25 protein-coding genes are annotated in these 25455 nt (G+C 62.7%); 16 read left to right on the top strand and 9 right to left on the bottom strand.

Annotated features, from left to right (window positions below; genetic code table 11):
* Positions 1-35 precede the first annotated feature (35 nt).
* Genes HMPREF2736_RS06985 through HMPREF2736_RS06945 form a run of 9 tightly spaced genes read left to right on the top strand, consistent with a single transcriptional unit; the run spans position 36 to position 7574 of the window.
* Positions 36-1703: a nitrite/sulfite reductase gene (locus tag HMPREF2736_RS06985; RefSeq protein WP_070829248.1), complete on the top strand. Its 1668-nt coding sequence runs from the start codon at positions 36-38 to the stop codon at positions 1701-1703.
* Entirely contained in the window at positions 1700-1957 is a 258-nt protein-coding gene (locus tag HMPREF2736_RS06980) for a hypothetical protein (protein WP_070423289.1), read from the top strand. The genes HMPREF2736_RS06985 and HMPREF2736_RS06980 overlap by 4 nt, the downstream gene beginning before the upstream one ends.
* The gene (locus HMPREF2736_RS06975) at positions 1954-2730 is read left to right on the top strand and encodes a phosphoadenylyl-sulfate reductase (RefSeq protein WP_070829247.1); all 777 of its coding nucleotides are present in this window, start codon (positions 1954-1956) and stop codon (positions 2728-2730) included. The genes HMPREF2736_RS06980 and HMPREF2736_RS06975 overlap by 4 nt, the downstream gene beginning before the upstream one ends.
* Before the next feature lie 38 nt (positions 2731-2768).
* Positions 2769-3689 carry a sulfate adenylyltransferase subunit CysD gene (gene cysD / locus HMPREF2736_RS06970; protein ID WP_070829246.1) on the top strand — a complete coding sequence of 307 codons (921 nt, stop codon included), beginning with the start codon at positions 2769-2771 and terminating at the stop codon, positions 3687-3689.
* Entirely contained in the window at positions 3689-5023 is a 1335-nt protein-coding gene (locus HMPREF2736_RS06965) for a sulfate adenylyltransferase subunit 1 (RefSeq protein WP_070829245.1), read from the top strand. Before cysD ends, HMPREF2736_RS06965 begins: the two co-directional genes overlap by 1 nt.
* Positions 5024-5028: 5 nt before the next feature.
* A complete protein-coding gene (locus tag HMPREF2736_RS06960; protein ID WP_070829244.1) occupies positions 5029-5661 on the top strand; it encodes a sirohydrochlorin chelatase in 633 nt (210 codons plus the stop codon).
* Between the two features lies 1 nt (position 5662).
* Positions 5663-6595, top strand: coding sequence for a sulfite exporter TauE/SafE family protein (locus tag HMPREF2736_RS06955; protein WP_070829243.1), 933 nt, complete (start codon positions 5663-5665; stop codon positions 6593-6595).
* A gap of 6 nt (positions 6596-6601) precedes the next feature.
* A complete protein-coding gene (locus tag HMPREF2736_RS06950; RefSeq protein ID WP_070829242.1) occupies positions 6602-7168 on the top strand; it encodes a nucleosidase in 567 nt (188 codons plus the stop codon).
* Positions 7152-7574: a hypothetical protein gene (locus HMPREF2736_RS06945; RefSeq protein WP_070829241.1), complete on the top strand. Its 423-nt coding sequence runs from the start codon at positions 7152-7154 to the stop codon at positions 7572-7574. The genes HMPREF2736_RS06950 and HMPREF2736_RS06945 overlap by 17 nt, the downstream gene beginning before the upstream one ends.
* A 228-nt stretch (positions 7575-7802) precedes the next feature.
* Here HMPREF2736_RS06945 and HMPREF2736_RS06940 read toward each other — a convergent pair whose 3' ends face one another.
* Positions 7803-8327 (bottom strand): type 1 glutamine amidotransferase domain-containing protein, encoded by a 525-nt coding sequence (locus tag HMPREF2736_RS06940; protein ID WP_070423283.1) that lies wholly within the window; start codon positions 8325-8327, stop codon positions 7803-7805.
* A 45-nt stretch (positions 8328-8372) separates the two neighbouring features.
* Positions 8373-9773, bottom strand: coding sequence for an AI-2E family transporter (locus tag HMPREF2736_RS06935; RefSeq protein WP_101741022.1), 1401 nt, complete (start codon positions 9771-9773; stop codon positions 8373-8375).
* Positions 9774-9927: 154 nt separating this feature from the next.
* Between HMPREF2736_RS06935 and HMPREF2736_RS06930 the strand changes: the two genes are divergently transcribed.
* The 5 genes from HMPREF2736_RS06930 (at position 9928) to HMPREF2736_RS06910 (ending at position 16023) form a co-directional block, all read left to right on the top strand.
* Positions 9928-11448 carry an acetaldehyde dehydrogenase ExaC gene (locus tag HMPREF2736_RS06930; protein WP_070829240.1) on the top strand — a complete coding sequence of 507 codons (1521 nt, stop codon included), beginning with the start codon at positions 9928-9930 and terminating at the stop codon, positions 11446-11448.
* Between the two features lie 255 nt (positions 11449-11703).
* Positions 11704-13536 (top strand): molecular chaperone DnaK, encoded by a 1833-nt coding sequence (gene dnaK / locus HMPREF2736_RS06925; RefSeq protein WP_070423280.1) that lies wholly within the window; start codon positions 11704-11706, stop codon positions 13534-13536.
* A gap of 33 nt (positions 13537-13569) precedes the next feature.
* Positions 13570-14250, top strand: a complete 681-nt coding sequence (grpE, locus tag HMPREF2736_RS06920) for a nucleotide exchange factor GrpE (protein ID WP_070829239.1) — start codon at positions 13570-13572, stop codon at positions 14248-14250.
* A 144-nt stretch (positions 14251-14394) separates the two neighbouring features.
* Positions 14395-15579 (top strand): molecular chaperone DnaJ, encoded by a 1185-nt coding sequence (dnaJ, locus tag HMPREF2736_RS06915; RefSeq protein WP_070829238.1) that lies wholly within the window; start codon positions 14395-14397, stop codon positions 15577-15579.
* Between the two features lie 21 nt (positions 15580-15600).
* A complete protein-coding gene (locus HMPREF2736_RS06910) occupies positions 15601-16023 on the top strand; it encodes a heat shock protein transcriptional repressor HspR (protein WP_070829237.1) in 423 nt (140 codons plus the stop codon).
* A 23-nt stretch (positions 16024-16046) separates the two neighbouring features.
* Here the strand turns inward: HMPREF2736_RS06910 and HMPREF2736_RS06905 are convergent, their stop codons facing one another.
* The 6 genes from HMPREF2736_RS06905 to HMPREF2736_RS06885 all read right to left on the bottom strand — a co-directional run bounded on the left by HMPREF2736_RS06905 (position 16047) and on the right by HMPREF2736_RS06885 (position 21126).
* Positions 16047-16676, bottom strand: a complete 630-nt coding sequence (locus tag HMPREF2736_RS06905; protein WP_070829236.1) for a PIN domain-containing protein — start codon at positions 16674-16676, stop codon at positions 16047-16049.
* Positions 16677-16681: 5 nt separating this feature from the next.
* The gene (locus tag HMPREF2736_RS06900; protein ID WP_083323013.1) at positions 16682-17494 is read right to left on the bottom strand and encodes an ImmA/IrrE family metallo-endopeptidase; all 813 of its coding nucleotides are present in this window, start codon (positions 17492-17494) and stop codon (positions 16682-16684) included.
* Positions 17491-17817, bottom strand: coding sequence for a helix-turn-helix domain-containing protein (locus HMPREF2736_RS12865; protein ID WP_371326414.1), 327 nt, complete (start codon positions 17815-17817; stop codon positions 17491-17493). Before HMPREF2736_RS12865 ends, HMPREF2736_RS06900 begins: the two co-directional genes overlap by 4 nt.
* A gap of 87 nt (positions 17818-17904) precedes the next feature.
* Entirely contained in the window at positions 17905-19671 is a 1767-nt protein-coding gene (locus HMPREF2736_RS06895) for a pyruvate dehydrogenase (protein WP_070829234.1), read from the bottom strand.
* Positions 19672-19729: 58 nt separating this feature from the next.
* Positions 19730-20881 carry an alpha/beta hydrolase gene (locus tag HMPREF2736_RS06890; protein ID WP_070829233.1) on the bottom strand — a complete coding sequence of 384 codons (1152 nt, stop codon included), beginning with the start codon at positions 20879-20881 and terminating at the stop codon, positions 19730-19732.
* Positions 20878-21126: a hypothetical protein gene (locus tag HMPREF2736_RS06885; RefSeq protein WP_070423272.1), complete on the bottom strand. Its 249-nt coding sequence runs from the start codon at positions 21124-21126 to the stop codon at positions 20878-20880. Before HMPREF2736_RS06885 ends, HMPREF2736_RS06890 begins: the two co-directional genes overlap by 4 nt.
* Positions 21127-21217: 91 nt before the next feature.
* Here HMPREF2736_RS06885 and HMPREF2736_RS06880 point away from each other — a divergent pair, with 91 nt between their 5' ends.
* Positions 21218-22048: a carbon-nitrogen hydrolase family protein gene (locus HMPREF2736_RS06880; RefSeq protein WP_070829232.1), complete on the top strand. Its 831-nt coding sequence runs from the start codon at positions 21218-21220 to the stop codon at positions 22046-22048.
* Here HMPREF2736_RS06880 and HMPREF2736_RS06875 read toward each other — a convergent pair.
* Positions 22035-23099: a ferredoxin reductase domain-containing protein gene (locus tag HMPREF2736_RS06875; RefSeq protein ID WP_070829231.1), complete on the bottom strand. Its 1065-nt coding sequence runs from the start codon at positions 23097-23099 to the stop codon at positions 22035-22037. The two genes, HMPREF2736_RS06880 and HMPREF2736_RS06875, sit on opposite strands and share 14 nt — an antisense overlap.
* A 69-nt stretch (positions 23100-23168) precedes the next feature.
* On the opposite strand from HMPREF2736_RS06875, the gene HMPREF2736_RS06870 reads away from it, so the two are divergent.
* Entirely contained in the window at positions 23169-24521 is a 1353-nt protein-coding gene (locus tag HMPREF2736_RS06870) for a sodium/glutamate symporter (RefSeq protein ID WP_070829230.1), read from the top strand.
* Positions 24522-25455 lie beyond the last annotated feature (934 nt).

The following is a 25455-nucleotide window of genomic DNA, read 5'->3' as shown; positions in this document are numbered from 1 at the left end:
TAGCCGAACCGATCGGTCTACTTTTTGGAGGGCCCGTGACCGCACCAACGAAAACCGCGAAACCGCGCGCAAAGAAGCCGCAGGGGCAATGGCTTATCGACGGCACCGCGCCGCTCAACCACGATGAAGAAATCAAGCAGGCGTCCCCGGTCCTCGACGTGAAGCAGCGTGTGATCGATACCTATTCCAAGGGCGGCTTCGACTCGATCGATCGCGAGGACCTGTACCCGCGCTTCAAGTGGCTTGGCCTGTACACCCAGCGCAAACAGAACCTGGGTGGCGAGTTCACCGGCGAGGACAACAAGGTGCTTGAGGACAAGTACTTCATGATGCGCATCCGTTTCGACGGAGGCATCTGCTCCACCGCGCAAGCCCGCGCCGTCGGGGAGTTGTCCCGCGATTACGCCCGCTCCACGGTGGACCTGACGGATCGGCAGAACATCCAGTTCCACTGGGTGCGCATCGAGGACGTCCCGGCGATCTGGGAGAAGCTGGAGGCGAACGGCCTGAACACCTGGGATGCCTGCGGGGATGTGCCGCGCGTGATCCTAGGCTCGCCGGTGGCCGGCATTGCCAAGGATGAGATCATCGACGCCACGCCCGCGATTCGGCAGATCCAGGAGATCGTTACCGCAGAGGAGTTCCAAAACCTGCCGCGCAAGTTCAAGTCCGCGATCTCCGGCAACGCACGCCAGGACGTGGTCCACGAGATCAACGATCTCGCATTCATCGGCGTCGAGCACCCTGAACTCGGCCCCGGCTTCGAGTGCTACGTGGGCGGAGGCTTGTCGACGAACCCGATGCTGGCACAATCCCTCGGCGCCTTTGTCACCCTCGAGCAGGTCCCGGACGTGTGGGCGAACGTGGTGCGCATCTTCCGCGATTACGGTTACCGTCGCCTGCGCAACCGTGCACGTCTGAAGTTCCTGGTTGCGGAGTGGGGTGTGGAGAAGTTCCGCCAGATCCTCGAGGAGGACTACTTGGGGTACAGGCTCCCGGACGGCCCGCACGCCCCGAACAACCTGGTAGACCGCGACCACATTGGTGTGCATGAGCAGAAGGACGGCAACCTGTACATCGGTGTGAAGCCGACGCTTGGCCACATGTCGGGCGAGCAACTCATCGCCCTGGCTGACCTGGCGGAGAAGTACGGCGTGACGGATCTGCGTTTCACCCCGTTCAAAGAGGTGTTGCTGCTTGGGGTCGAGCCGGGTGCCGTGGAAAACCTTCAGGCGGATCTGGAGGAGATGGGCCTGTACTCCAAGCCGAGCGAGTTCCGCCGCGGCCTGCTGTCGTGCACCGGCCTGGAGTACTGCAAGTTGGCGCACGTGACCACCAAGTCCCGCGCCATTGAGCTGGCCGATGAGTTGGAGGAGCGCTTCGGGGACCTCGACTCGCCGATCACCATTTCGCTCAACGGTTGCCCGAACGCCTGCGCCCGCCACCAAGTCTCCGACATCGGTTTGAAGGGCCAGATGGTGGATAACGGCCACGGCGAAAAGGTCGAAGGCTTCCAGGTACACCTTGGCGGCACGATCGGCGAGGGCGCGAACTTTGGCCGGAAGCTGCGTGGTCACAAGGTGTTGTCCAGTGAGTTGACGGAGTATGTGGCCCGGGTGGTGCAGCGCTTCGTCGATAAGCGTGAAGGCGCTGAGACCTTCCGCGACTGGGTCGCGCGCGCCGACGAGGAGGACCTGCGATGAGCTTTCGCCGCGAACCAAACCCGAACCGCAACTTTCCCACCTTCTGCCCGTACTGCGGCGGCGAGGATCTGTGGCCGAACGAACAGACCGAATTCGCGTGGAAGTGCTGCGAATGCCTCCGCGTCTTCGAAGTGAAGTTCCACGGCCAGGACGACCCACAAGGTGCGCCGTCGAAGGCGCCATCCACGGAGGAAGCGCTGCAGGCCTCGCTCGCACGCCACGGCCACACCGGCGCATTGAAAGGCAACCAATGATCAACCTGCTCAACCAGCCCAGCGACTTCCGCGACCCCGATATCAGCCCCGACGGCCCGACAACGACATCGCCGTTGTCCGAAGAGGTGGCGCAGCAAAACGCATTGCTTGTCGACGACTGGGCCGCAAAACTCCACAACGCCCCCGCCTCCGAGATTCTTCAGTGGGCGAACGAGTACGCGCCGGGCCCACTCGTCGTGACCCTGTCTATGGAAAACACGGTGCTCGCCGAACTGGCCGAGCGCCACCTTCCCGGCGCGGACTTTCTGTTCCTGGACACCGAGTACCACTTCCCGGAAACCCTGGAGGTGGCCGACCAGGTGGAGGCGCGCTACCCCTCGCACCGCTTGGTGCGGGCGAAGGCGCAACTGACCCGCGCACAGCAGGACGAGACGTACGGGCCCAACCTGTACCTGCGCGCCCCGGGTGCGTGCTGCCGCATGCGCAAGGTCGAGCCGCTGGCGGTGCATATGAGCCCGTACGCCGGCTGGATCACGGGGCTGCGCCGCGCCGACGGACCCACCCGCGCCGACGCGCCCGCGCTCAGCCTCGATGCGACCGGACGGTTGAAGATCTCCCCGCTGGTCACCTGGTCCTTGGAGGACACCGCCGCCTTCGAGCGCGACAACGACCTGATTATCCACCCACTGACCCGGAAGGGTTATCCCTCCATCGGCTGCGCCACCTGCACCCTGCCCGTGGCAGAAGGGGAGGACCCACGCGCCGGGCGCTGGGCGTTTGCCACCAAGACAGAGTGCGGCCTGCACGAATAGCCGAGAAGCGCAACAACCGGACAACAAGGAGCAACACAATGACGCAAGCAACGGCAACGGCAACGCAACTGTCGCCGCACTTGAAGGATTTAGAAAACGAGTCGATCCACATCATCCGTGAGGTGGCGGGGCAGTTCGACAAGATTGGTCTGCTGTTTTCCGGCGGGAAGGATTCCTGCGTGGTGCTGGAACTCGCGCGTCGCGCGTTCTACCCGGCCAAGCCGCCGATTGAGCTGCTGCACGTGGATACGGGGCATAACTTCCTGGAGGTGATTGAGTTCCGGGATGGTGCCGTCGATAAGCATGGGTTCCGTCTGCGAGTCGCCCACGTGCAGGATTGGATCGACCGCGGTGACCTGCAAGAACGCCCCGACGGCACCCGTAATCCGCTGCAAACCGTGCCGCTGGTGGAAACCATCGCCGAGGTCGGATACAACGCCGTGCTGGGCGGGGCGCGTCGCGACGAAGAACGTGCCCGCGCCAAAGAACGCGTCTTCTCCGTCCGCGACTCCTTCGGCGGATGGGATCCGCGCCGCCAACGCCCCGAACTGTGGGACCTCTACAACGGCGCAACCCTGCCCGGCGAAAACGTCCGCGTCTTCCCAATCTCCAACTGGACTGAAGCCGACGTGTGGGAGTACATCGGCGCGCGAGGCATCGAACTGCCATCCATCTACTACGCCCACGACCGCGAAGTGTTCGGCCGCGACGGCATGTGGCTCACCCCCGGCGAATGGGGAGGCCCTCGCGAGGGCGAACAGCTTCAAACGCGCCGGGTGCGCTACCGCACCGTCGGCGACATGTCCTGCACCGGCGCCGTCGACTCCGACGCAGAAACGATCGACGAGGTCCTCGTCGAGATCGCCAACTCCACTCTGACCGAACGCGGCGCAACTCGTGCCGACGACCGCCTGAGCGAATCCGCCATGGAAGACCGCAAGAAGGAAGGCTACTTCTGATGACCGCCCCAACCATCGTCCCCACTACTACCTCCGAAAACGCCCCTGAAACCGGCGCTGCCGAAACTGCCACCGCCGCGCTGTCCGCCCGCGAGACGCTGCGCCTGTGCACCGCCGGCTCCGTCGACGACGGCAAATCCACCTTCGTCGGCCGCCTGCTGCATGACACCAAGTCGGTGCTCGCCGACCAGCTCGCCTCCGTGGAGCGCACCTCCGCCGACCGCGGTTTCGAGGGCCTCGACCTGTCGCTGCTGGTCGACGGCCTGCGCGCCGAGCGTGAGCAGGGCATCACTATCGACGTGGCCTACCGCTACTTCGCCACCGACAAGCGCACGTTCATCCTCGCCGATACCCCAGGCCACGTGCAGTACACGCGCAACACCGTGACCGGCATGTCCACGTCGCAAGTGGTGGTGCTGCTTGTCGACGCCCGCAACGGCGTCGTCGAACAAACCATCCGCCACCTCACCGTGGCCAAACTCCTCGGCGTGCGCACCGTGATCTTGGCGGTGAACAAGATCGACCTCGTTGACTACTCGCAGCAGCGTTTCGACGAGATCAAGGCCGAATTCGACGCCAAGGCCGGCGAACTCGGCATCGAGGAGCCGCACGTCGTGCCGATTTCCGCGCTGCGCGGCGATAACGTCGCGGAGCGCAGCGACGCGACGCCCTGGTACACCGGCCCGACCGTGCTCGAACTGCTGGAGAGCATCCCGGTACAGCGCGGCCGCGCCGATGACCTGGACTTCCGTTTCAACATCCAGGTCGTGCTGCGTGAACACGCCTCCGACTACCGTGCCTACGCGGGCCGCGTCAACGCCGGATCGATCACGGTTGGCGACGAGATCCTCGCCCCCTACGGCCGCACCACCACCGTTGCCGGCATCGACACCGCCGACGGCCCCGTGGACACCGCCCATGCCGGCGACTCCGTAGCGCTGCGACTGACCGACGATATCGACCTGACCCGCGGTGACCTGCTGGCCTCCGGCTCACGCCCCGAGGATGTGCGCGAGTTCGATGCCACCGTCGTCGGCCTCAACGAGAAGGACCTGCGCGCAGGCCAGGCCGTGAAGCTCCGCATCGGCACCGCGTTCGTCCGCGCCCGCGTGGCCAGCGTCGAGCGTGTCTTAGACATCGACGGCGCCGAAGGCGACAACACCGCACCCGAAGCGGTTGCGCTCAACGACATCGCGCACGTGACCATCCACACCGCCGACGAACTGCCCGTCGAGCAGTACGCAGCCCGCGGTGCGGTGGGCAACTTCTTGCTCGTCGACCAGGCAAGTGGGAACACGTTGGCGGCTGGGTTCGTCGGAAAGCGCCTGCGGTAACCACCATGACCGCGCTGATCACCCTCTCCCACGGCTCGCGGCACCCCCGCGCCAAAGAAGGCATCCGCGCGCTCACCCAAGCCGCGGCCGCGCAACTCGGCGTGGAGTGGGCCGACGCCCACCTGGAGTTCGATACACCCACACTCGCAGAGGCAGCTGCCTGCTTATCCTCGTCGCGCGCGATTGTGGTCCCGCTGCTGTTCACCCGCGCATTCCACGCCAAAATCGACGTGCCGCGCCACCTCGCCGAAGCCCGCCAGCACTGCGACCTCGTGCTCGCCGAGCCGCTCGGCACCGGCGGCGACATCGCGGATGTCCTCGCGCGCCGCTTGCGTATCGACGACCCCACCGCCACCCACGCAACCCTCTTCCCAGTCGGCACCTCCAACCCTGAACAAGCCGCCAACTACGACCGCCTCGCCGCCGAAGTTGGCGGGCGCGCCGGGGTGGAAACGGCGGTGGTGTCGGCGACGCGAGGCCAGCGCCGCTTCGGCAATACACATGTGCTCCCACTGTTTGTCACCCACGGAACCCTGCTCGACCGGATCCCCGACGACCTGCCGGCATCCGGGCCGCTAACTACAGATCTCGCGCGGGTCGTCGCCAATCGATACCGCGCCGCCGAGAAAGGCGCCTGACATGTACAAACTCGAAACACTGCTGCTCATCGCAGTTGCCGGGCTCGCCGCACAACTTGTCGATGGCGGCCTAGGCATGGGCTTCGGCGCCACCTCATCCACCATGCTTATCGCGCTCGCCGGTATCACCCCGGCCGCTGCGTCCGCCGTCGTCCACACCGCGGAACTGGGCACGACACTGGCCTCCGGCGTGGCGCACACGCGCTTCGGCAACGTGGACTGGCGCACCGCCTGCGCCATCGGCATCCCCGGCGCCATCGGCGCTTTCCTCGGTGCAACCGTGCTCGTGCGGCTTTCCACCGAAGCGGCACGTCCGGTGATGTCGCTGATCCTCGCGCTAATCGGGCTGAACCTCATGCTGCGCTTCGCCCGGGGGCTCACCCAACGCAAACTCGCCGCGAAGCCTCACTCGCGCGGCTTTCTCGCAGGCCTCGGGCTCTTCGGCGGGTTTATCGACGCTACCGGCGGCGGAGGCTGGGGACCCGTGACCACCTCCACGTTGCTTACCGCAGGGCGTGCCGAGCCGCGCCGCATCGTCGGCACCGTCAACACCGCCGAGTTTTTGGTCACCCTCGCCGCAACACTCGGGTTCGCGGTTGGGATGTGGCGTGACCTCGTCGCAAATCTCGCGGGCGTGCTGGCCCTGCTCATCGGCGGCGTGATCGCAGCACCCATCGGAGCGTGGATGGTCAGCCGTATGAACCCCATCGCGCTCGGCGGCGTCGTCGGCACCCTGGTCGTGTTGCTGAACCTGCCCGTCGTCTTGTCGTATGCCGGCATGACCAGCGGACTCTGGGTCGTCCGCTTGCTTATCGTTGCAATCGGAGCCGCCCTCTCCTGGCGAGGCATCCAACGCGCCCGCGCCAACTCCCGCGCCGCATCCGAGCGCGAAGGCGCAACAGTGGTGGAGCCGCAGCCTGCCCGCATACGATAAGCAACTATGTCTGATTTGCTCATCGTTGCAGCCATGAAAGAAGAAGCCGCCGACATCATGTCCGGAGGCGACCATGAGGTACTCATCACCGGCATCGGCACCCTGCCCGCCGCAATCGCCTTGACCCGCCGCCTCTCCGAAGGCCCGCTGCCGTCACGCGTCATCAACGTCGGTACCGCCGGCGCGCTCGTCGACCTCGAGTCCGGCGTCTACGAAATTTCCGACGCCGTCAAGCACGACTTCAAAGTCGGCGGCACCTCCGACATCACCGACTTTGTCTACCCACGCTGGTTCAACTTCGAACCCCTCACCGACCTGCCGAAGGCGAAGCTGGCCACCGGTGACGCATTTGTGAACCGCTCCGATCTTCGCGACGAGCTCGCCAAAGAGTGCCAACTCGTCGACATGGAGGGCTACGCGCTTGCCGCCGTATGCTCCACCTTTGGCGTCCCGCTGACCCTGCTCAAGCAGGTTTCGGACTCCGCCGACGAAGGCGCCTCCGCTGTTTGGGAGGCCGCCCTCGAGCGCGCCCGCGTGGAGCTCGAGCAGGCGCTGCGTGAGCACCTTCGCTGAAGACGCGGGCATTTCGCTTGACGACGACCCCACGTCCCTCTTCCAGCTCCTCGTCCTGTGCATGCTGCAAGCGAAGCCCATACGCGCCACCGCCGCCGTCGACGCCGCACGCGGACTGTTCGACGCCGGCCTGACCTCACCATCTGCACTGGTTGAAGCGCCGCGCTCGCAATTGATCCGCATCTTCGGCGCCGCCGGCTACGCCTGCGCGACCATGTTCGCCCGCGAGGCGCAGGGGGTGTGGCCGGAGTTGGCGCCGGTCTTCGACAAGAAGGCACTGCAGGGGGCCGCGAAGTTGGGACTGCCGGAAGATGCGCAGGAGCTCGAATCGCACGCCCGGTCCGAGGGTGTTGCCTTGCCCGCTTTCGCTGCCCACCTAGTCAAAGTGGCTCTCGGCGTTGAATGATCGGTCGTGGCAGGCGGATCGTCTAGCTAGACCTTCTGCCGGACTAGACGATCAAGCATTCCGCGCTGAATTTCCCCAGGTGAAGTTGCAACTGGTTTTCATTTAGGGGCGAATCGTCTAGCAGCGTCAGAAGCGAGCTAGACGATCCGCTCCGAACAGCTCCCAGACATGCAGAAAGCCCGCCGGCGTAAACGCGCCAGCGGGCTAAAAGCAGCTACCTCGCAGAAGTTACTTTGCAAACTCCTCGACGAGTGCGGCGTTGAAGGCCGGCAGGTCGTCCGGGGTGCGCGACGAGATGACGCCGGAGTCGATGACAACTTCCTCGTCGACCCACTCGGCACCGGCGTTGACCAGGTCGGTCTTGACGTTGGCAACGGAGGTGATCTTCACGTCCTTCAAGATGTCGGCATCCGTCATGATCCAGCCACCGTGGCAGATCACGCCGATCGGCTTGCCTGCGTCCTTGAACGCCTTGACCAGGGCGACGGCGTCGGAATCAACGCGGATGGCATCCGCGTTGAGGGTGCCCCCCGGGAGGATGAGGGCGTCGTAGTCGGCAGCCTTGGCGTCGGCGGTGGTGACGTCGACGGCGACCTTGGCGCCCTTCTTGCCCTCGATCTCACCGGTTTCGGTGGAGACGACCTTGGTGGTTGCGCCGGCTTGTTCGACGGCCTCCTTCGGGGAGGTCAGTTCGGAATCTTCAAAGCCGTCGGTCGCGAGGATTGCGATGGTCTTGTTATTCAGATCGGCCATTGGTATTTCCTTTCGTCGATAACCAATTGCGGCACACCACCGTACCTAGTCTTCGTCGTTCACGCCGGGGAGGCGTCCGGGTGGGTTGGTGTCGATGTCGGACGGGGTGTCGTCGTCAAGCGGGACGCGCGTGGAGCCAAGCCCCTCTTTCACGGGCTCCTTCTCGCGTTTGGCCAGGCGCATCATGTGGTCGCGCACGGCGAGGAAGGATTCCTTGGAATCCATGGTCTGAGTTTGTTGGGTGGCCATGGCTATCTCGTCGGCGGTGATCTCGCCGGAGCGCAGCGAGACCATTTCAGCCCAGTAACGCAGCCACACGGCGGCGACAGCGGCAACCGGAACCGCGAGGAACGCGCCGACGATGCCGAACAGGGTGCCGCCGACAGCGACGGCGAGCAGGACCACGGCGGCGTGTAGGCCCATCGCCTGGGACTGCAGGATCGGCGAGAGAACGTTGCTCTCCAGCTGCTGTACGGCGATGATGAGGATGAGCACGAACACGGCGTTCATGAACCCGTTGGACACCAACGCGATGATCACCGCCAGAGCGCCTGCAGAAATCGCACCGACGATCGGGATGAAGCCGGCGAAGAACGTGATCACCGCGAGCACCGGCCACAGTGGCACGCCGAGGAACAGTAGGCCGAGACCGATGAAGATGGCGTCAACACCGGACACGATGGCCTGGGTGCGGATGAATCCGGACAGGGTGTTCCAGGAGCGGCTGCACACTTCGGTGAGGTGCCAACCAGCGCGCACGCCGGTGTACTTGCGCACCCATGGCAGGAAGCGGTCGCCGTCTTTGAGGAAGAAGAAGGTGAGCACCAGGGTCAGTGCGAGCGTGGTGCCTACCGACGCAATCGCGCCCAGGCCCGAGAACACTCCCGACGCAATGTTGGAGGCCTGGCCCTTGGCAAAGGCGGTGACTTGATCGACGGTTTCTTGGATCTTTTCCGGCTCAAGGAATGCCAGGTCGCGCTGTTTCAGCCAATCGACGATCTGATTGAGGCCCTGCTCAGTCTGACGTACGAGCTCGCTGCCTTGGCTTTTCACGGTTGGGGCCATGGCGGCGAAGATGCCGCCGATGATGCCGAAGAAGCCGATCAGGGTGATGAACGTGGCCAGGGATGCGGGGACCTTGTGGTCGCGCATCCAGCGCACCGGTGGCCACAGGACGGTGGACACAATCAGTGCTAGAAGAATCGGCAGAAGGCCCATCCAGACCCATTTGAGCAGGTAGAGAAGGATGGCCGTGGCTGCGACAACGATGATGAAGCGCAGTGCCCACGCGGCGGCGGTGCGGCCGTCGGAGGCGATGACCTCGCCGCGGTCAACCGGCTCGCGGGAGAGGTCTTGGGCGGCGTCGGCCGTGGTGGGCAGTGTCTGGATCGGGTCTACAGCCGTGTCCAGAGCTCCCACATATTTTGGTTTTTTACGTTCACTCACGTGGTCATTGTGTCAGAGATGTGTGGTTATGCATAAGGGGAAGGGGCGTGGGGTCGTCGAAAAGTGCGCGCAAGGGGAAGTTGTCCTAGACCACAAAGGGATTTGGGTGTAGTGTGGCCCACAATTCATTCCACGACCGAGAAAGGCCACGACGATGACAGTGTATCCCTACCCTGGTACCGAGGGCTCGAACGTCAAGTTCCGTAAGCGCTACGACAACTACATCGGTGGCGACTGGGTTCCGCCGGTAGATGGCGAGTACTTCGAGAACATCACCCCGGTCACCGGCGAGGTGTTCTGCGAGGTTGCGCGCGGTAAGGAAGCCGACATCAACTTGGCACTCGATGCTGCACACAAGGCCGCACCCGCGTGGGGCAAGACCTCCCCGCAGGAGCGTTCCGGCGTCCTGCTGAAGATCGCGGACCGTATGGAGGAGCACCTTGAGGAGCTCGCCGTTGCGGAAACGTGGGAGAACGGCAAGGCTGTGCGTGAGACGCTCGCCGCCGATATCCCGCTGGCCATTGACCACTTCCGTTACTACGCAGGCGCGCTGCGTGCACAGGAAGGTCGTTTGAGCCAGATTGACGACGACACCGTCGCTTACCACTTCCACGAGCCGCTCGGCGTTGTCGGACAGATCATTCCGTGGAACTTCCCGCTGCTCATGGCGGCCTGGAAGCTTGCTCCGGCGCTGGCTGCAGGTAACGCGATCGTGCTCAAGCCGGCGGAGCAGACCCCGGCGTCGATCCTGTATCTGATGGATCTGATCGGCGACCTCATTCCGGCGGGTGTGCTGAACATTGTCAACGGTATGGGCGACGAGGCCGGCGCGGCACTGTCTGGTTCTGACCGCATTGCCAAGATTGCGTTCACCGGCTCGACTGAGGTGGGCAAGATCATTAACAAGGCCGCGGCCGACAAGATCATCCCGGTCACCCTCGAGCTTGGTGGCAAGTCCCCGGCACTGTTCTTCGAGGACATCTTTGCCAAGGATGATGACTTTAAGAAGAAGGCCATCGAGGGCTTCGCTATGTTCGCTCTGAACCAGGGGGAGGTCTGCACCTGTCCGTCCCGTGCGCTGGTGCATGAGTCCATTGCGGACGAGTTCCTTGAGCTGGGTGTGCAGCGCGTCAAGCAGATCAAGACCGGCAACCCGCTGGACACCGAAACGATGATGGGTGCGCAGGCCTCCACCGAGCAGATGGACAAGATTAAGTCCTACCTCGAGCTTGGGCCCCAGGAAGGTGCTGAGGTGCTCACCGGCGGCGGCGTGAACAAGATTGAGGGCCTGGAAAACGGCATGTACATCGAGCCGACCGTGTTCAAGGGCACCAACGACATGCGTATCTTCCAGGAGGAGATCTTCGGCCCGGTCATGTCCGTCACCACGTTCAAGGACTTCGACGAGGCCATCCGCATTGCCAACGACACCATCTATGGTCTCGGCGCCGGTGTCTGGGCGCGCTCCGGCACCACCGCATACAAGGCGGGTCGCGCGATCCAAGCGGGTCGTGTGTGGGTGAACCAGTACCACTCCTACCCGGCTCACGCGGCGTTCGGTGGTTACAAGAAGTCCGGCATCGGCCGCGAAACCCACCTGATGATGCTCGACCACTACCAGCAGACTAAGAACCTCCTCTGGTCCTACTCCGAGAAGGAAACCGGCCTGTTCTAAGAGCATTTGCTTAGCGACGACACCCTCACCGCCCACTTATGTTCCCGGTCGGTGAGGGTGTTTTTGCGTGCTTCTACCTGCGGAAATAAATAAAGTTGCGTCGAGTGGGAACAACTTTGGGTACAGTGCCGTTACATAGATTGAGTGCAACAGGCTCAAGGATGTGTCCGCCGGTGTTATAGTGGTGGCCGTCAAGTTGAGTCGAAGCGCATCAACTTACTGATAAACCACATTTCAACAGGAGGAATTACTCTTATGGCACGCGCAGTTGGTATTGACCTTGGCACCACGAACTCGGTTGTCTCCGTCCTCGAGGGCGGCGAGCCGGTAGTTATCGCTAACGCTGAGGGTTCCCGCACCACCCCGTCGGTCGTCGCGTTTGCGAAGAACGGCGAGGTGCTTGTTGGTCAGTCTGCAAAGAACCAGGCGGTGACCAACGTCGATCGCACGATCCGCTCCGTGAAGCGTCACATGGGCGAGGACTGGACCGTAGATATCGATGGCAAGAAGTACACCCCGCAGGAGATTTCCGCTCGTACGCTGCAGAAGCTGAAGCGCGACGCGGAGGCTTACCTGGGTGATGAGGTCACTGAGGCTGTTATTACTGTCCCGGCTTACTTCGAGGACGCTCAGCGTCAGGCCACCAAGGAGGCTGGCCAGATCGCAGGCCTGAACGTCCTGCGTATCGTGAACGAGCCGACCGCTGCGGCTCTGGCTTACGGCCTGGATAAGGCTGAGAAGGAAGAGACCATCCTGGTCTTCGACCTCGGTGGCGGCACCTTCGACGTGTCCCTGCTGGAGATCGGCGACGGTGTCGTTGAGGTCCTGGCTACCGCTGGTGACAACGAGCTCGGTGGCGACGACTGGGATAACCGCGTAGTCGAGTGGCTCGTGGACAAGTTCAAGTCCCAGAACGGCGTTGACCTGTCCAAGGACAAGATGGCTATGCAGCGTCTGCGCGAGGCTGCGGAGAAGGCCAAGATTGAGCTCTCGTCTGCACAGCAGGCTTCCATCAACCTGCCGTACATCACGGTTGACTCCGAGAAGAACCCGCTGTTCCTCGACGAGACCCTGACCCGCACCGAGTTCCAGAAGATCACCTCCGACCTGCTGGATCGCACCAAGACTCCGTTCAACCAGGTGATTAAGGATGCTGGCATGTCTGTCGGCGACATCGATCACGTTGTGCTGGTTGGTGGCTCGACCCGTATGCCGGCTGTGACCGAACTGGTCAAGGAGCTCACTGGCAAGGAGCCGAACAAGTCCGTGAACCCGGACGAGGTTGTGGCTCTGGGTGCTGCGCTTCAGGCTGGTGTGCTGCGTGGCGACGTCAAGGATGTGCTCCTGCTGGACGTCACCCCGCTGTCCCTCGGTATTGAAACCAAGGGTGGTGTGATGACCAAGCTCATCGAGCGCAACACCACCATCCCGACGAAGCGTTCGGAGACCTTCACCACGGCTGAAGACAACCAGCCGTCCGTGCAGATCCAGGTCTTCCAGGGTGAGCGCGAGATTGCTTCCGCGAACAAGCTGCTCGGCTCCTTCGAACTGGCAGGTATCGCTCCGGCACCGCGTGGTGTTCCGCAGATCGAGGTCACCTTCGACATCGACGCCAACGGCATCGTGTCCGTGTCCGCGAAGGATAAGGCCACCGGCAAGGAGAACACGATCAAGATCCAGGACGGCTCTGGTCTGTCTGATGAAGAGATCGATCGCATGATCAAGGACGCCGAGGCTCACGCTGATGAGGACAAGAAGCGTCGCGAGGAGCAGGAGACCCGCAACAACGCGGAGACCATGGCGTACCAGACCCGCAAGTTCATGGACGAGAACGGCGAGAAGCTCTCCGAGGACATCAAGACCCGCGTCACCGAGGCTGCCGATGCTGTCGACGAGGCCCTCAAGGGCGAGGACCTGGATGCCATCAAGTCCGCAGTGGAGAAGCTGACCACCGAGTCCCAGGCAATGGGCACCGCGCTCTACGAGGCTCAGGCCAACGAGGGTGCTACCCAGGCTGATGCTGGCGACGACAACGTTGTGGACGCCGAGGTTGTCGAGGACGACGACACCGACGCCGACAACAAGTAATCCAACCCAGTACGTGTAAGGAGGCGACGTCTGATGACGAACCCGAACAACGAGCAGATGCCCGACAACCCGGGTAATCCGGAGGCGACGGACGAACAGTACGTCTCCCCGGATCAGGCGGAAGCCCTGGCCGACGAGGCGGCTGAGTCCGAGGCACTGTCCACGGACGAGGACCCCCTTGTTGCCGCGGAAGCTGAGTTGAAGGACTTGGAAGGCGCAGCGCAGATTGCAGAGGGCGAGGTAGACCCGGACGCCGATGGCGACGGCACGGTCAGCGACGTCGAGTTGCAGCTCGCAGAGCGCACCGAGTCCCTGCAGCGTGTGAGCGCCGAGTACGCCAACTACCGCCGTCGTACCGAGCGTGAGCGTGGCGAAATTGCCACCACGGCGAAGGCAAAGTTTGCCACTGAACTGCTGCCGCTGCTGGACGATCTCGATCTCGCCCAGCAGCACGGCGACCTGGAAGAAGGCCCGCTGAAGGCTTTCGCGGATAAGTTCCGTTCCATCGTCGCTGGCCAGGGTGTGAAGGAGTTCGGTGCCGAAGGCGACGAGTTCAACCCGGAGGTCCACGAGGCCGTGCAGGATCTGTCCCAGGGCGATGAAAAGGTTCTGGGAACGGTGCTGCGCAAGGGCTACACGGTGGGTGACCGCTTGGTGCGAAACGCCATGGTGATCATCGCCGATCCGGCCGAAAGTGCCGATACCACCGAGTAACAACAACTTGGTGGCAGGGCCGGGGAATGGGTACACGCAAACAAGAAGCGGCCTGATCCCCGGCCTTTTTACTTAGATTATTTAGTGAACGAAATTTAGAAGACAACAACTCCACACCGATTTACAGCGAAAGGAGGGTGCGAGATGGCTATGCAACAGGAATGGGCCGACAAGGATTATTACGGCGACTTAGGTGTGTCGTCGACGGCAAGCCAGGCCGATATTAAGAAGGCGTACCGCAAGCTCGCACGCGAAAACCACCCGGATTCGAACCCCGGCAACAAGAAGGCCGAGGAGAAGTTCAAGCGGGTCGCGGAAGCCTACGACGTTATTGGCGACGAGCAGAAGCGCAAAGAATACGACCAGTTGAAGTCCATGATCGGCTCGGGCGGCTTTGGCCGGTTCGGGCGGGGAGGAGCGTCCGGTTTTCCGGGCGGGTTTCGCGGCACGGAAACGGAATTCGACCTCTCGGACATCTTCGGATCAGCCGCTAGTGGACAAGCTGGAGACGGCGGCCTTGGTGATATCTTCGGTGGCTTCTTTGGCGGCCGCGGCGGTGCTGGCAGGAACGCTCGGCCGTCGCGGGGGGCCGACGTCGAAACGGAAATAACCCTCGACTTCCGCGAAGCCGCCAAGGGCACGACGTTCCCTGTCGAGCTCACCGGCGACGCACCGTGCACCACCTGCCACGGTTCCGGTTCGAAGTCTGGCAAGACGCACACGTGTGAGGTCTGCTCCGGCTCCGGTTACATCCGGGAGAACTCCGGCGCGTTCGGCATGGCTCGTCCCTGCACGAACTGCGGCGGCACCGGCGAGGTCATTGAGGATCCGTGCACCACATGCAACGGCACAGGCACCGTCCGCCGTACCCGTTCGATCACGGTCCGCATCCCCGCAGGCGTCATCGATGGTCAGAAGGTGCGCCTTGCAGGCCAAGGCGAAGCAGGTCCCAACGGCACTCCCGCCGGCGACTTGTTCGTCATGGTGCATGTGCGTAGCGACGACACCTTCACCCGCTCCGGCGACGACCTCGAAGTCACGGTCCCCGTCTCCTTTGCTGAGGTCGCCCTCGGCGCCACCATCGCGGTGCCGACTCTGGACAACCCGGTGAAGGTCAAGGTCCCCGCTGGCACCCCGAACGGCCGCACCTTGCGCGTGCGTGGCCGTGGTATCCCGAAGAAGTCCGGCAACGCCGGCGACCTGTTGGTCACGGTTGAGGTGAAGGTGCCGAAGGATCTCGACCCGTCCGCGACCAGTGCGCTGCGCGCATACGCCCAGGCCGAGAAGGATTCTGGTTTCGACCCGCGCGCCGGCTGGTCCGAGCGCTAGACGGCGAAAGGAGGTGTAACCATGGCAGAAGAGAAGGAATACTTCGTCATCTCTGTCGCCGCCGAGCTCACCGGCATGCACGCCCAGACCCTGCGCACCTACGACAGGCTCGGCCTGGTCACCCCGATGCGTACCAAGGGGGGCGGTCGCCGCTACTCCAGCCGCGACATCTCGATGCTGCGCCGCATCCAGTACCTCTCCCAGGAGGAAGGCGTGAACCTGGCGGGCATCAAGACGATCATTGAGCTCTCCGCGCAGATCGAGGAACTGCAGGACGAGTTGGATGCCCAGCGCGGTCACAACGAAGAGCTGCGCCAGAAACTCCGCAACGGTTCTCGCCGTGGTGGCGAGTTGGTGCACGTGCCCCGTTCCACCGCGGTCGTTGCATGGGAGCCAGCTGCTTCACGACGACGCCGTCGCCGCAACCTCACCCCCGACAACTAGTCGGGTTGGTTGGTTTGTAACCTCTAGTCGAGAGGTGGCCATGGTGGGCGACCGGTGAGTCCGGTCGCCTTTACATCCTTTGGAAGTGCTTCATCAAGGTTCGCCATGGCCTGGTACTTCTTCAAGAACGCCTCGTGGGAGTCGAAGGCATTGGCCTCGATAGCCCAGCGCAGCAAAGTAAGAGTGTCTGCATGCTGGATTCGGCCACCAGGTGTGTGGCGCCCAAACGTCTGCTGCATTTTTAATGCGTTGGATTCGCGACGAATCCTCGCGGTGCCTTCTTCTTCGTCGCACACCACGATGACATGCTCACCTCTTCGGGCGAGTGCTACGGCATGCAGGATGGCCATGTTTTCTCCACGGTCACGAGTTTGCTTGTACATTTCATCGAAACCAAGGCGCAGAATGGACTGACAAAGCTGCCGTAACTCGTCGGTCGGTGTGTCGGGGAGGGTGATCTTAAAACGCTCGGGTAAGCGTGGCCAGAGTTCTGCAGCCCTCGCAAACTGTGGCCTGCGCGTCGGGGTGTCCATGATTTCGTACTCGACCGCTTCTGGTACGTGGATTGCATGGTTTCCCAAGGCTGCGATCAGTTGCGGAACGGAATCAGTGGCAAGAAACTTAAAGATCGGTCCAGTATCCAGAATGTGCACGCAGCCTACCCATTCATAAGAACGTGGAGTTCCTCAGCGGTAAGGCCTCCGTTTTTGGGCACTGGGCGAGCGGGAGCTTCGTCGTCGTCAATAGGTGTAATGCCTTGTTTTGAAAGGAGGTCGGCAAAGCGTGGTGCGCTTTCCTCGCTTTGCAAACGTGCGAGGGCTGGATAGCTCAGTTGGCGCCATCTGTACGCTTCTGTCGCTCGAGTCATGAGCGCTTGAGGCGCACGAGGAGTCGACGAGCCAATGACAAGTGTTCGGTACTCGGACAGCCACCCATATTGGAGGGCCATCGATTTGGTCGTTCGCTGCATGAATTTTGCACACGCGTCATCGTCGATGAACCCGGCCTCTTTTAGCTGGATCGCTGCGATTGCCGGTGAAACCCCAAAAGTTTGGACAAGGTGCGACACATAGTGGCCTGGATCGTAGGACGATGCGGTGTCTTGTAGGGCTCCCAAAGGAAGGAGGAAATGGCGGGCAAAAACATCTGCTTGGATCTCCTCCGGCGAACGGTCGTTCCAATTGCCTTCGTTGAGCCTTCTATTCACGCTGCCCAACCGGAAGTGTCCGAGTTCGTGAGCAAGGGTCGACCGAAGTCTCATCGGATGTTCTGTGCATGCAGCAGCCATGATGGTGTGTCGGGATAGACGCATGGTCATACCGTGGCCGGGTGCTTTGCTTCGGATAAGTGCGACTCCGACCCCGGTGTTCTCTTCGATGAGCTTGGGGAGATTGCTGACTGGTGAGACCCCTAGGCCCCACTCATTGCGACAGTGCTCTGCTGCACGCTTTCCAATTGACTCGTTGCTCATGGTTGGTCGGGAACTCCTAGTTTGTCGAGCTCGCACGCCATCTCCAGTGCGAAGAGGAGGTAGTCGGCTAACTCTTCAGAACCAGCATCATCAGTTCGTCCGGCGACTAATGCACTCACGCGGGCCGAATCTGAATCTCGAAGTGCCTCTGGCGAGACCCCGCATCCGAACGCTAGAGCAGAGAGTTGAAGCGGGGATGGCTCCCTTGCACCTGTCTCAACCCTTTGAATTGTTGGTTGAGAAAGCCCGCTTACCTCTGCAAGGTCGCGTTGTGTCATCCCAACTGCATGTCGAGCTGCGATGATGCGTTCGCCGATTGACATCTCTCCGTGTGTCATTCTGAATCACCCGCCTTCGGTTTTGATTCTAACACCCGTAACGGCGAACGCTTCGTCGCAAACTACAGCGACCTACCCGCCGAACTCGATGGCGGCAGCACCACCGATATGGCGGAGGTTGGACTTGGCCAGGTTGAACAGTCGGCCGACGCCACCTTCGAGGAAGGCGGTGCGGGCGCCGGACTTGGCAAAGCCCTTCATCATGTCCCAGGTGATTCCCGGTGGGAGGGAGAGAGCCTCGGGGTCGGTGACGATGTCGACGACCACCGGGCCGTCGTAAGCAAGTGCTTCCTCGAGCATCGGCTCGAGGTCTTCTGGCTCCTCGATGCGGAAGGACTTGATGCCGACACCCTTGGCGATCTCGGCGAAGTTGACCTGTTCGTGGTCGGTGCCGAAGTAGGGCATGCCAGCGACCATCATTTCGAGTTTGACCATGCCGAGGGAGGAGTTGTTGAAGCAGATCACCTTCACCGGCAGTTGGTGCAGTTTGATGGTGAGCAGTTCGCCCATGAGCATGCCCAGGCCGCCGTCGCCGGACCAGGAGATGACCTGGCGGTCCGGCTGTGCAGCCTGGACGCCGATGGCCATGGGTAGGGCATTGGCCATGGTGCCGTGGAGGAAGGATGCGCCTTCGTCGCGCTTGCCGTTCGGGGTGAGGTAGCGCGAGGACCACACGTTGCACATGCCGGTGTCGACGGTGAAGTAGGCGTCGTCGTCGGCAAGTTTGTCCAGCACGGAGGCTGCGAGTTCGGGATGGATCGGCTTCTTCGATTCGAAGGCTTCCTCGGTGTAGCTCTTCACCACGTGGTCCAGCAGCTGGTAGTGGCGCTTGAGCATCTTGTCCAGGAACTTGCGGTCCTTCTTCTCCTCGACGTGGGGGAGGATGTTTTCGATGACGCTCTTCACGTCGCCGACGACGGGGTAGTCGACCTTGGTGCGGCGGCCGATGTGGGTGCCGTTGATGTCGATCTGGGCGACGTTTTCCTCGGGGAGCCAGTCGGTGTAGGGGAAGTCGGTGCCGACCATGATGAACAGGTCGGACTCTTCCATGGCGTCGAGGCAGGCGCCGTAGCCAAGGAGGCCGGACATGCCGACGTCGTAAGGGTTGTCGTACTCGAAGTACATCTTGCCGCGGAAGGAGTGGCCGATCGGGGACTTGATCTTCTCGGCCAAAGCGAAGACTTCGTCGCGGGCGTCGCGTGCACCGTAGCCGCAGAACAGGGTGACCTTGTCGGCGTTGTTGATGGCCTCGACAAGCCGTGCGGCCTCAGCGGGGTCGGGGTAGACGCGCTTGTCCTTGCCGGTGGCGTAGACGGAGTCGGCGGTGTGAGGACCGTCGGCAACGTCGGCGGCGAACACGTCGCCAGGCACGACCATCACGGACACGCCGTTGCCGGCGAGTGTGTTCTGCAGGGCGTTGTGCAGCACGCGCATGCCCTGGTCGGCGGTGTGGACGACCTCGCAGTAGGAGGAGCACTCCTGGAACAGCATCTCCGGGTGGGTTTCCTGGAAGAAGGAGGAACCGATCTCGGCCGTCGGGATATGCGATGCAATGGCGAGTACCTTCGCGCCGTTGCGGTGGGACTCGAACAGACCCTGGACGAAGTGGGTGTTGCCCGGGCCGCAGGACGCGCCGCAGACGGCGAGTTCGTCGGTGGCTAGCGAGTCTGCACCGGCAGCAAACGCTGCGGCTTCCTCGTTGCGGACGTGGACCCACTCGATGTCGCTTTCGCGCACCGCGTCCGAAAGCGGGTTGAGCGAGTCGCCCACCAGACCATAAATGCGTTTAATGCCGAGGGCCTCGAGGCGCTCGACGACTTGCTCTGCAAAGTTTGCCATGGTTTATCAGACTCCTAAAGGTAGTTTCTTTAAACGTTCGCCATGGTAACGCCATTTCTTAAGTTGTGCTTGCGCGCTGTTGCAAAGCAGACACAAAGGCCGGGTCTGTGAAGTAGTCGGAGTGCCCGCCGCGCACGCCCTCCACGCGCTGTGCGCCCCACCCTACATACGACGGCGACGCGCCGAGCACCGCCGACGGCCCAGAGCGCAGCAACAGGATGGGGTCCTGGGGTGAATCGACGACGTGAACGGTGGCGTGCTCATCCGCAAGTGTGAGCTCGGAGACGTGCTGGCCTGCGACGCCGGCGCTGCCGAGGACCCATAAGTCATCCGCTATAAGTCCATGGTCGCGCGCCGCCGTGGTGGCCAGCAGCGTGCCGTAACTATGGGAGACGACGGTCTTCTGCGCGTTGGGGAAACGCTCCTCAAGTGCTGCCTGGAACATCGCCAGATCATCCGCACCGGCCGAAGCACGCAGGGGAGAGACCGCCCGCGGCACCGAGCGTGGCGGCGCATAGCCCTGCCACACCACCACCGCAGCACCGGTCTGTTGGGCCAACCGCGACGCCTTTGCCAACTCACCCTCCAACTTCGCAGGAGCGCCCGTGGTCGCGCCGGCCACCATGGTGATCACCCGCGCCGGGTCCACAACATCACCGACGACAACGGTGGTCGAAGCAGGTCCGGCCTCGAGAACGGTCCCGCCGGCGGACTCCACCACCTCGCGGGTTGCCGCGGGCAAGGTCGGCACATGACGCGCGTGCAGGTCCTGAAACGACTCATCCGGGTGGGCGAACAGCGGGTCGTAGTCCTGCTCGTGCCCGCCAAGGCGCAACAAGGACCGTGCGAGTTCCAGGTCCAGCGCCATCGACATCGCGTTGAGCCACAACACGGTGCGCGAGTGCAGGTAGCGGGTGGCAAACATGGCGGCCTCGTCCAACTGCCGTTGCAAACCCGCCGCAGCGGCGACCAACGACGCCGCCGTGGCCAAGTCGTCGGCACCGCGCGCAAACATAGACCCGAACGCATCTAACCGCGCGTACGCCGCATCCGCCGCCACACCCCGAAACCCGGTGGACGCTAACGCCTCGCGTGAGGTTGGCACATGCTCGGCGCGCTCCCGGGCGGCATCAGAGGCGAGGCGCAACGCGGCCGCTGCCGCCGAGAGTTCCGCCGCGTCCAGCGCCGGACGGTACGTGGCAACACTCATGGCGCAAGCCTCGCTTCCAGGTCAGCATCCACGCCCTCCACCGCGCGGGCAAAGCGCGCGATGGAATCGAGGTGGGTGTTGAGGTGGGCGGTGGTGTCGTCGATAAGCATGTGCGTGCTGTTGCGTATCGACGACAACGCTTCCGCCGTCCGCGACACCCCCACCTGCGCAAACGGTAACGGTGTGAACGTTCGGGTGAGGCCGCGGGCAACGGGTGCGGTGCGTGTTGAGATTTCAAGTGTCATGCGCCGAATCCTCTGCGCACCAACACGCAACCACAAGGGGCGAAGAAAAATCTGTGGATAACTGCCCCGAAATCCACCTAAAGTTATCCACATGAAGATCGCGTTGGTGCAAACCGTCACAGGCAGTGACACAATGGACAATTTTGCCCACCTTGCGCCCTTGGTGCGCGACGCCGCCGCCCAAGGCGCGAGCCTGATCGTGCTGCCAGAGGGGTCCAGTCAAGCCTTTGAGCAGGGCAGACTGGACACCCAGGCGGAGGGTTTCGACGGTGCGTTTGCCACCAACATGCGCGACCTTGCAGGCGAGCTCGGCGTGACCATCGTGGCTGGCATGTTCCGGCCCGCCGATACCGTTCAGCGTGGCGAGAAAACCATCAACCGCGTCTACAACACCGCCCTGATCACAGGAAATGGCCTGCATGAGGGCTACGACAAGATCCACACGTACGACGCGTTTAACTACCGCGAGTCCGACACCGTGCGCCCCGGCGAACGCCTGGTCACCTTCGAACACGACGGCGTGACGGTGGGCGTGGCCACCTGCTTCGACATTCGCTTCCCCGAGCAGTTCCAGGCCCTTGCGGACCGCGGCGCCCAAGTCATTGTCGTACCCACAAGCTGGGCCGACGGGCCCGGCAAGGTGGAGCAGTGGCGCATCTTAACCGCCGCGCGCGCCCTCGACGCCGGGGTGTTCATCGCGGCCGCTGGCCAGTCGCGCCCGGATTTTGAAACCAAAGCGGGCGAGCCGTCCGGTCCCACCGGCGCGGGCCACTCAACCGTGGTCGACCCTTCCGGCGTGCGCATCGCCGAAGCCGGCTACGGCCCCGAAACGTTGGTCGTGGACATCGACCCCGAAGAGGCCGCCAAGCAGCGCAAACGCCTTCCGCTCGGCCAGATCCGCGCGGACACTACGATGCGCTAAACCACTCCGGCGTCGCGTCGTGGGCGATGACCTGCACGCCCTCGGCCCCGGCCTCCTGAAGCGCTGCCGTGATCGCGGCCGCGCGCGCCTGGTCCGCACACACGATCACGTCGCGGCCCCACCACATTCCCGGGCCCGACACCACCTGCTCCAGCGACGCACCCAGCCGCGACTCCACCACCCAACTCACGTCCAGCCAGTCCTGCGCGCCAGCCAACGCGTCCAGCGCCGCCCGGTCGTACGTCACATCCGAAACCAGGTGCACATCGGGGTGCTCCTCGCATTCCAACCAGTGAAAAACCAGGGCCTTCGCCGCAGCCAACCCCGTCCCCGCGGCCACCAAGAGCACTTGCTTATCGACGAACCCCTGCAGACCCCCGCGCGCCACACCCAATGTCAACCACGCGCCGGGCGCAACCGCAAGATCGGTGCCCGCGCCGATGTGAAACTCCATTTGTCCGAATGGGTTCGACGGCAGCGCCGGGATCAGCCCGGTCCACACACCGGGGGCTTCCGGCGACATCACGGGCAGCGTTTCACCGGGGGCATAGATGATGCGCGTGCCTGCCTCGAGGCGCACGATCTGCACCCCGTCTCGAACGTCCACGCTGGTGACCTGCGCCGCTGAGGCCGCCGGCACGCCCGCGTAGTCGGCTTGGGATGCTGCCTTGCGCATCACCTCACCCGCTGCCACGAGCGCCGGAGTGGGGTCCTCGGTGCCACCGCCAGCACCGGCACCGACCTCGGCGCCGGTTTCTTCGGCGACGGTGCGGATGGCGTCGCCAAGCAACTGCATCGCGTTGGGGTACTCCTCGGCGGGGAAGCCCGTGCGGCGCAGGTCCAGCGCGATCGCGCGCAGGCGGTCGGTGGTTTCGGTGGGGGAGTGGCTGAGGAGGAACGTGGTGGCGTCGATAAGCATCTGCGGCATGCGCTCACCAGGAGCAAGCATCATCGACGCATGTGGATACGCCTCCACGAACTTCGCGCGCCACACCTCACTCACGCGCGATCCGTGGGTGCGCAACAACTCAACGGACTCCGGAAAAGTCATGAAAACAGCGTACTGGGTTAGAGTACAGACTGTTTTATATGCGATAAGTGGATAAAGGAAGGTGCTGCGATGGAATTCACCCCATACACGCTGCTTACCGACATCGGATGGATCTCCCTCCTCCTCATCGTCGGCAACGTCCTGCGCAACCGACTGCGCGTACTGCAAGCATTGCTGCTGCCTGCACCGATCACCGCGGGCCTTATCGGGCTCATCCTCGGGCCGGAAGTCCTCGGCCTGATTAACTGGTCCGACCAGGTGGGCACGTACACCACGCTGCTCATCGCGGTGGTGTTCGCGTCGATGGCGTACTCGATGCAATTCGGCGGCTCCGTGGCCACCGGTGCGCGCAACATGTGGGGTTACTCCACCGCAATGTTCATGGGCCAGTGGGGCCTATTTATCCTGCTTGGCATCTACCTCTTCGCACCGGTATTCGGCACCGAACCCTGGTTCGGCATGATGCTGCCCGTCGGCTTCGTTGGTGGCTTTGGCACCGCAGCGGCCGTCGGCTCCGCGCTTGAAGAGATCGGTGTCGAGGGCGCATCCTCCCTCGGCTTCACCTCCGCCACCGTGGGCACCCTCGTGGCGATTGTCGGCGGCGTGATCATGGCCAACTGGGGCATCCGCAAAGGAAAGGCCTCCCAGCTCGCGGGCGATCTTCCCGACGACCTGCGCACCGGCTACATCCGCAACGAGGAAGAACGCCCCTCCATCGGCAAAGCCACCACCAACCCGTCGTCCATCGAACCGCTCGCACTGCACGCCGGCTTCATCGTGTTCACCGTGCTCATCGCGTACCTGCTGAACACGCTGATCAAGGGGCAGTGGCCAAACGTGTCCATCCCGCTGTTCGCCATGTCGTTCGTGGTCGGTCTGGTCGGCCGTCTTGCCTTGCGACTCGCCGGGCGCCCGAACTACCTCGACGGCTCCACCATCAACTCCATCTCCGGCGCTGCCACCGACTACATGATCGCCTTCGGCATCGCGTCTATCGTCCCCGCCGCACTCGCCGGCTACTGGCAGGCACTGGTTGTCATGTTCGTCCTGGGTACCGTGTTCTGCGTGGTCTGGATGCTGTGGGCCGGCCCGACCTTCTTTGGCGAAAAGTGGCTCGAGCGTGGCCTGTTCGGCTGGGGCTGGGCCACCGCCGCCGTGGCCACCGGCATCGCGCTGCTCAAGATGGTCGACCCGAAACTCAAGTCCGGCACCCTCAACGAGTACGGCGTGGCCTACGTCGGCTTCGCCCCCTTCGAGATCGGCATGACCATCCTCGCACCGATCGCCGTCATCGCCGGCTTCACCACCGGCTTCGGCTGGGTGTCCTTCGCCGTCGCCGTGGGCGTGGTCGTGCTCGCCTACGTGCTCAAGTGGGTGCCCGTGCGTAACGACGACCGCAGCGCCTCCCCGGCGCGGGAGTAGCTACACGGGTTTCCTTTTAAGCACTGAATGGATGTATTGCTGCCCCGCTAGCCAGGATGCGGCAGCGGGGTTCATTGAATGCATAAGGCGTGCGGATATTCGATGAACACGGATCAATTGCCCAGGGTCAAGCAGCGGTTCTAGATGGCTTGCACGATTTCGTGCGTGCCGTACTGCATTTGCCCACTGGTAAATGACAGCGGGATTAGCGCTCTGGAATTCGGAAGCGTTCCGAGCAGTAAATGCATGCTTGAGAGTCTCGTCCCAAATCCGCATCCGGGGATTTTGAGGAGAAGAAACCTGGGGTTGAGGCAAGATGAAAAGCCATGAACCGAAAGGCAAAGCCGCGACAAGGTCGTCATGAGAAGGATTCGGCTTTGCACAATTGCCAAGTTCGTCTCGTAGGGCTGGTTCCGCTTTTTGCCAAAGTGGCCTTTTGCGTGGTGGCGAAATAATCTGGCGAAGTCGAGGTGCAGGATCCTTTAGCCAGTCCCTTGTGTACGCACAAGTACGGTTTGGATCATTAACCGGTTGGGATGCATTCCAAGTTTGAAGGCGTGAATTGATGCTGTTTCTGAGTTGTACTTCGACCATACCTGTGGTCGCAGCGACAGCTCCCGCCATCTCGATATTCCAAAGGTAGAGCAGAAGTGCTTGTTTTTCTGAGCCCCCGGCTGCCTGTATGTAAGTTTTGAAGCGAGGGTCAGAAAGAGCGCGCGTAATCGAATATGTAGTTTGCTTCTGCACAAAACTATATATACAGTTGATTCTTACAAGACGGGTTAAAATCCGGTAATTAAGAGAATGTCCGCTAGGTGCAGTCGCGCCCAGCGGCTTTCTTTTTGTCGCTTAACCCGTAACAACCGTGAGGCAAACGCGCCCCTGATCGTCTAGCTGCGTTTTGTCATGTCTCATGACTTTTTGGACATGGAGT

Source organism: Corynebacterium sp. HMSC036E10, from assembly GCF_001836265.1.
Taxonomy (GTDB): domain Bacteria; phylum Actinomycetota; class Actinomycetes; order Mycobacteriales; family Mycobacteriaceae; genus Corynebacterium; species Corynebacterium coyleae.
Note: the sequence above shows the minus strand (reverse complement) of the source record. Positions and strands in the feature narration are given on the sequence as shown.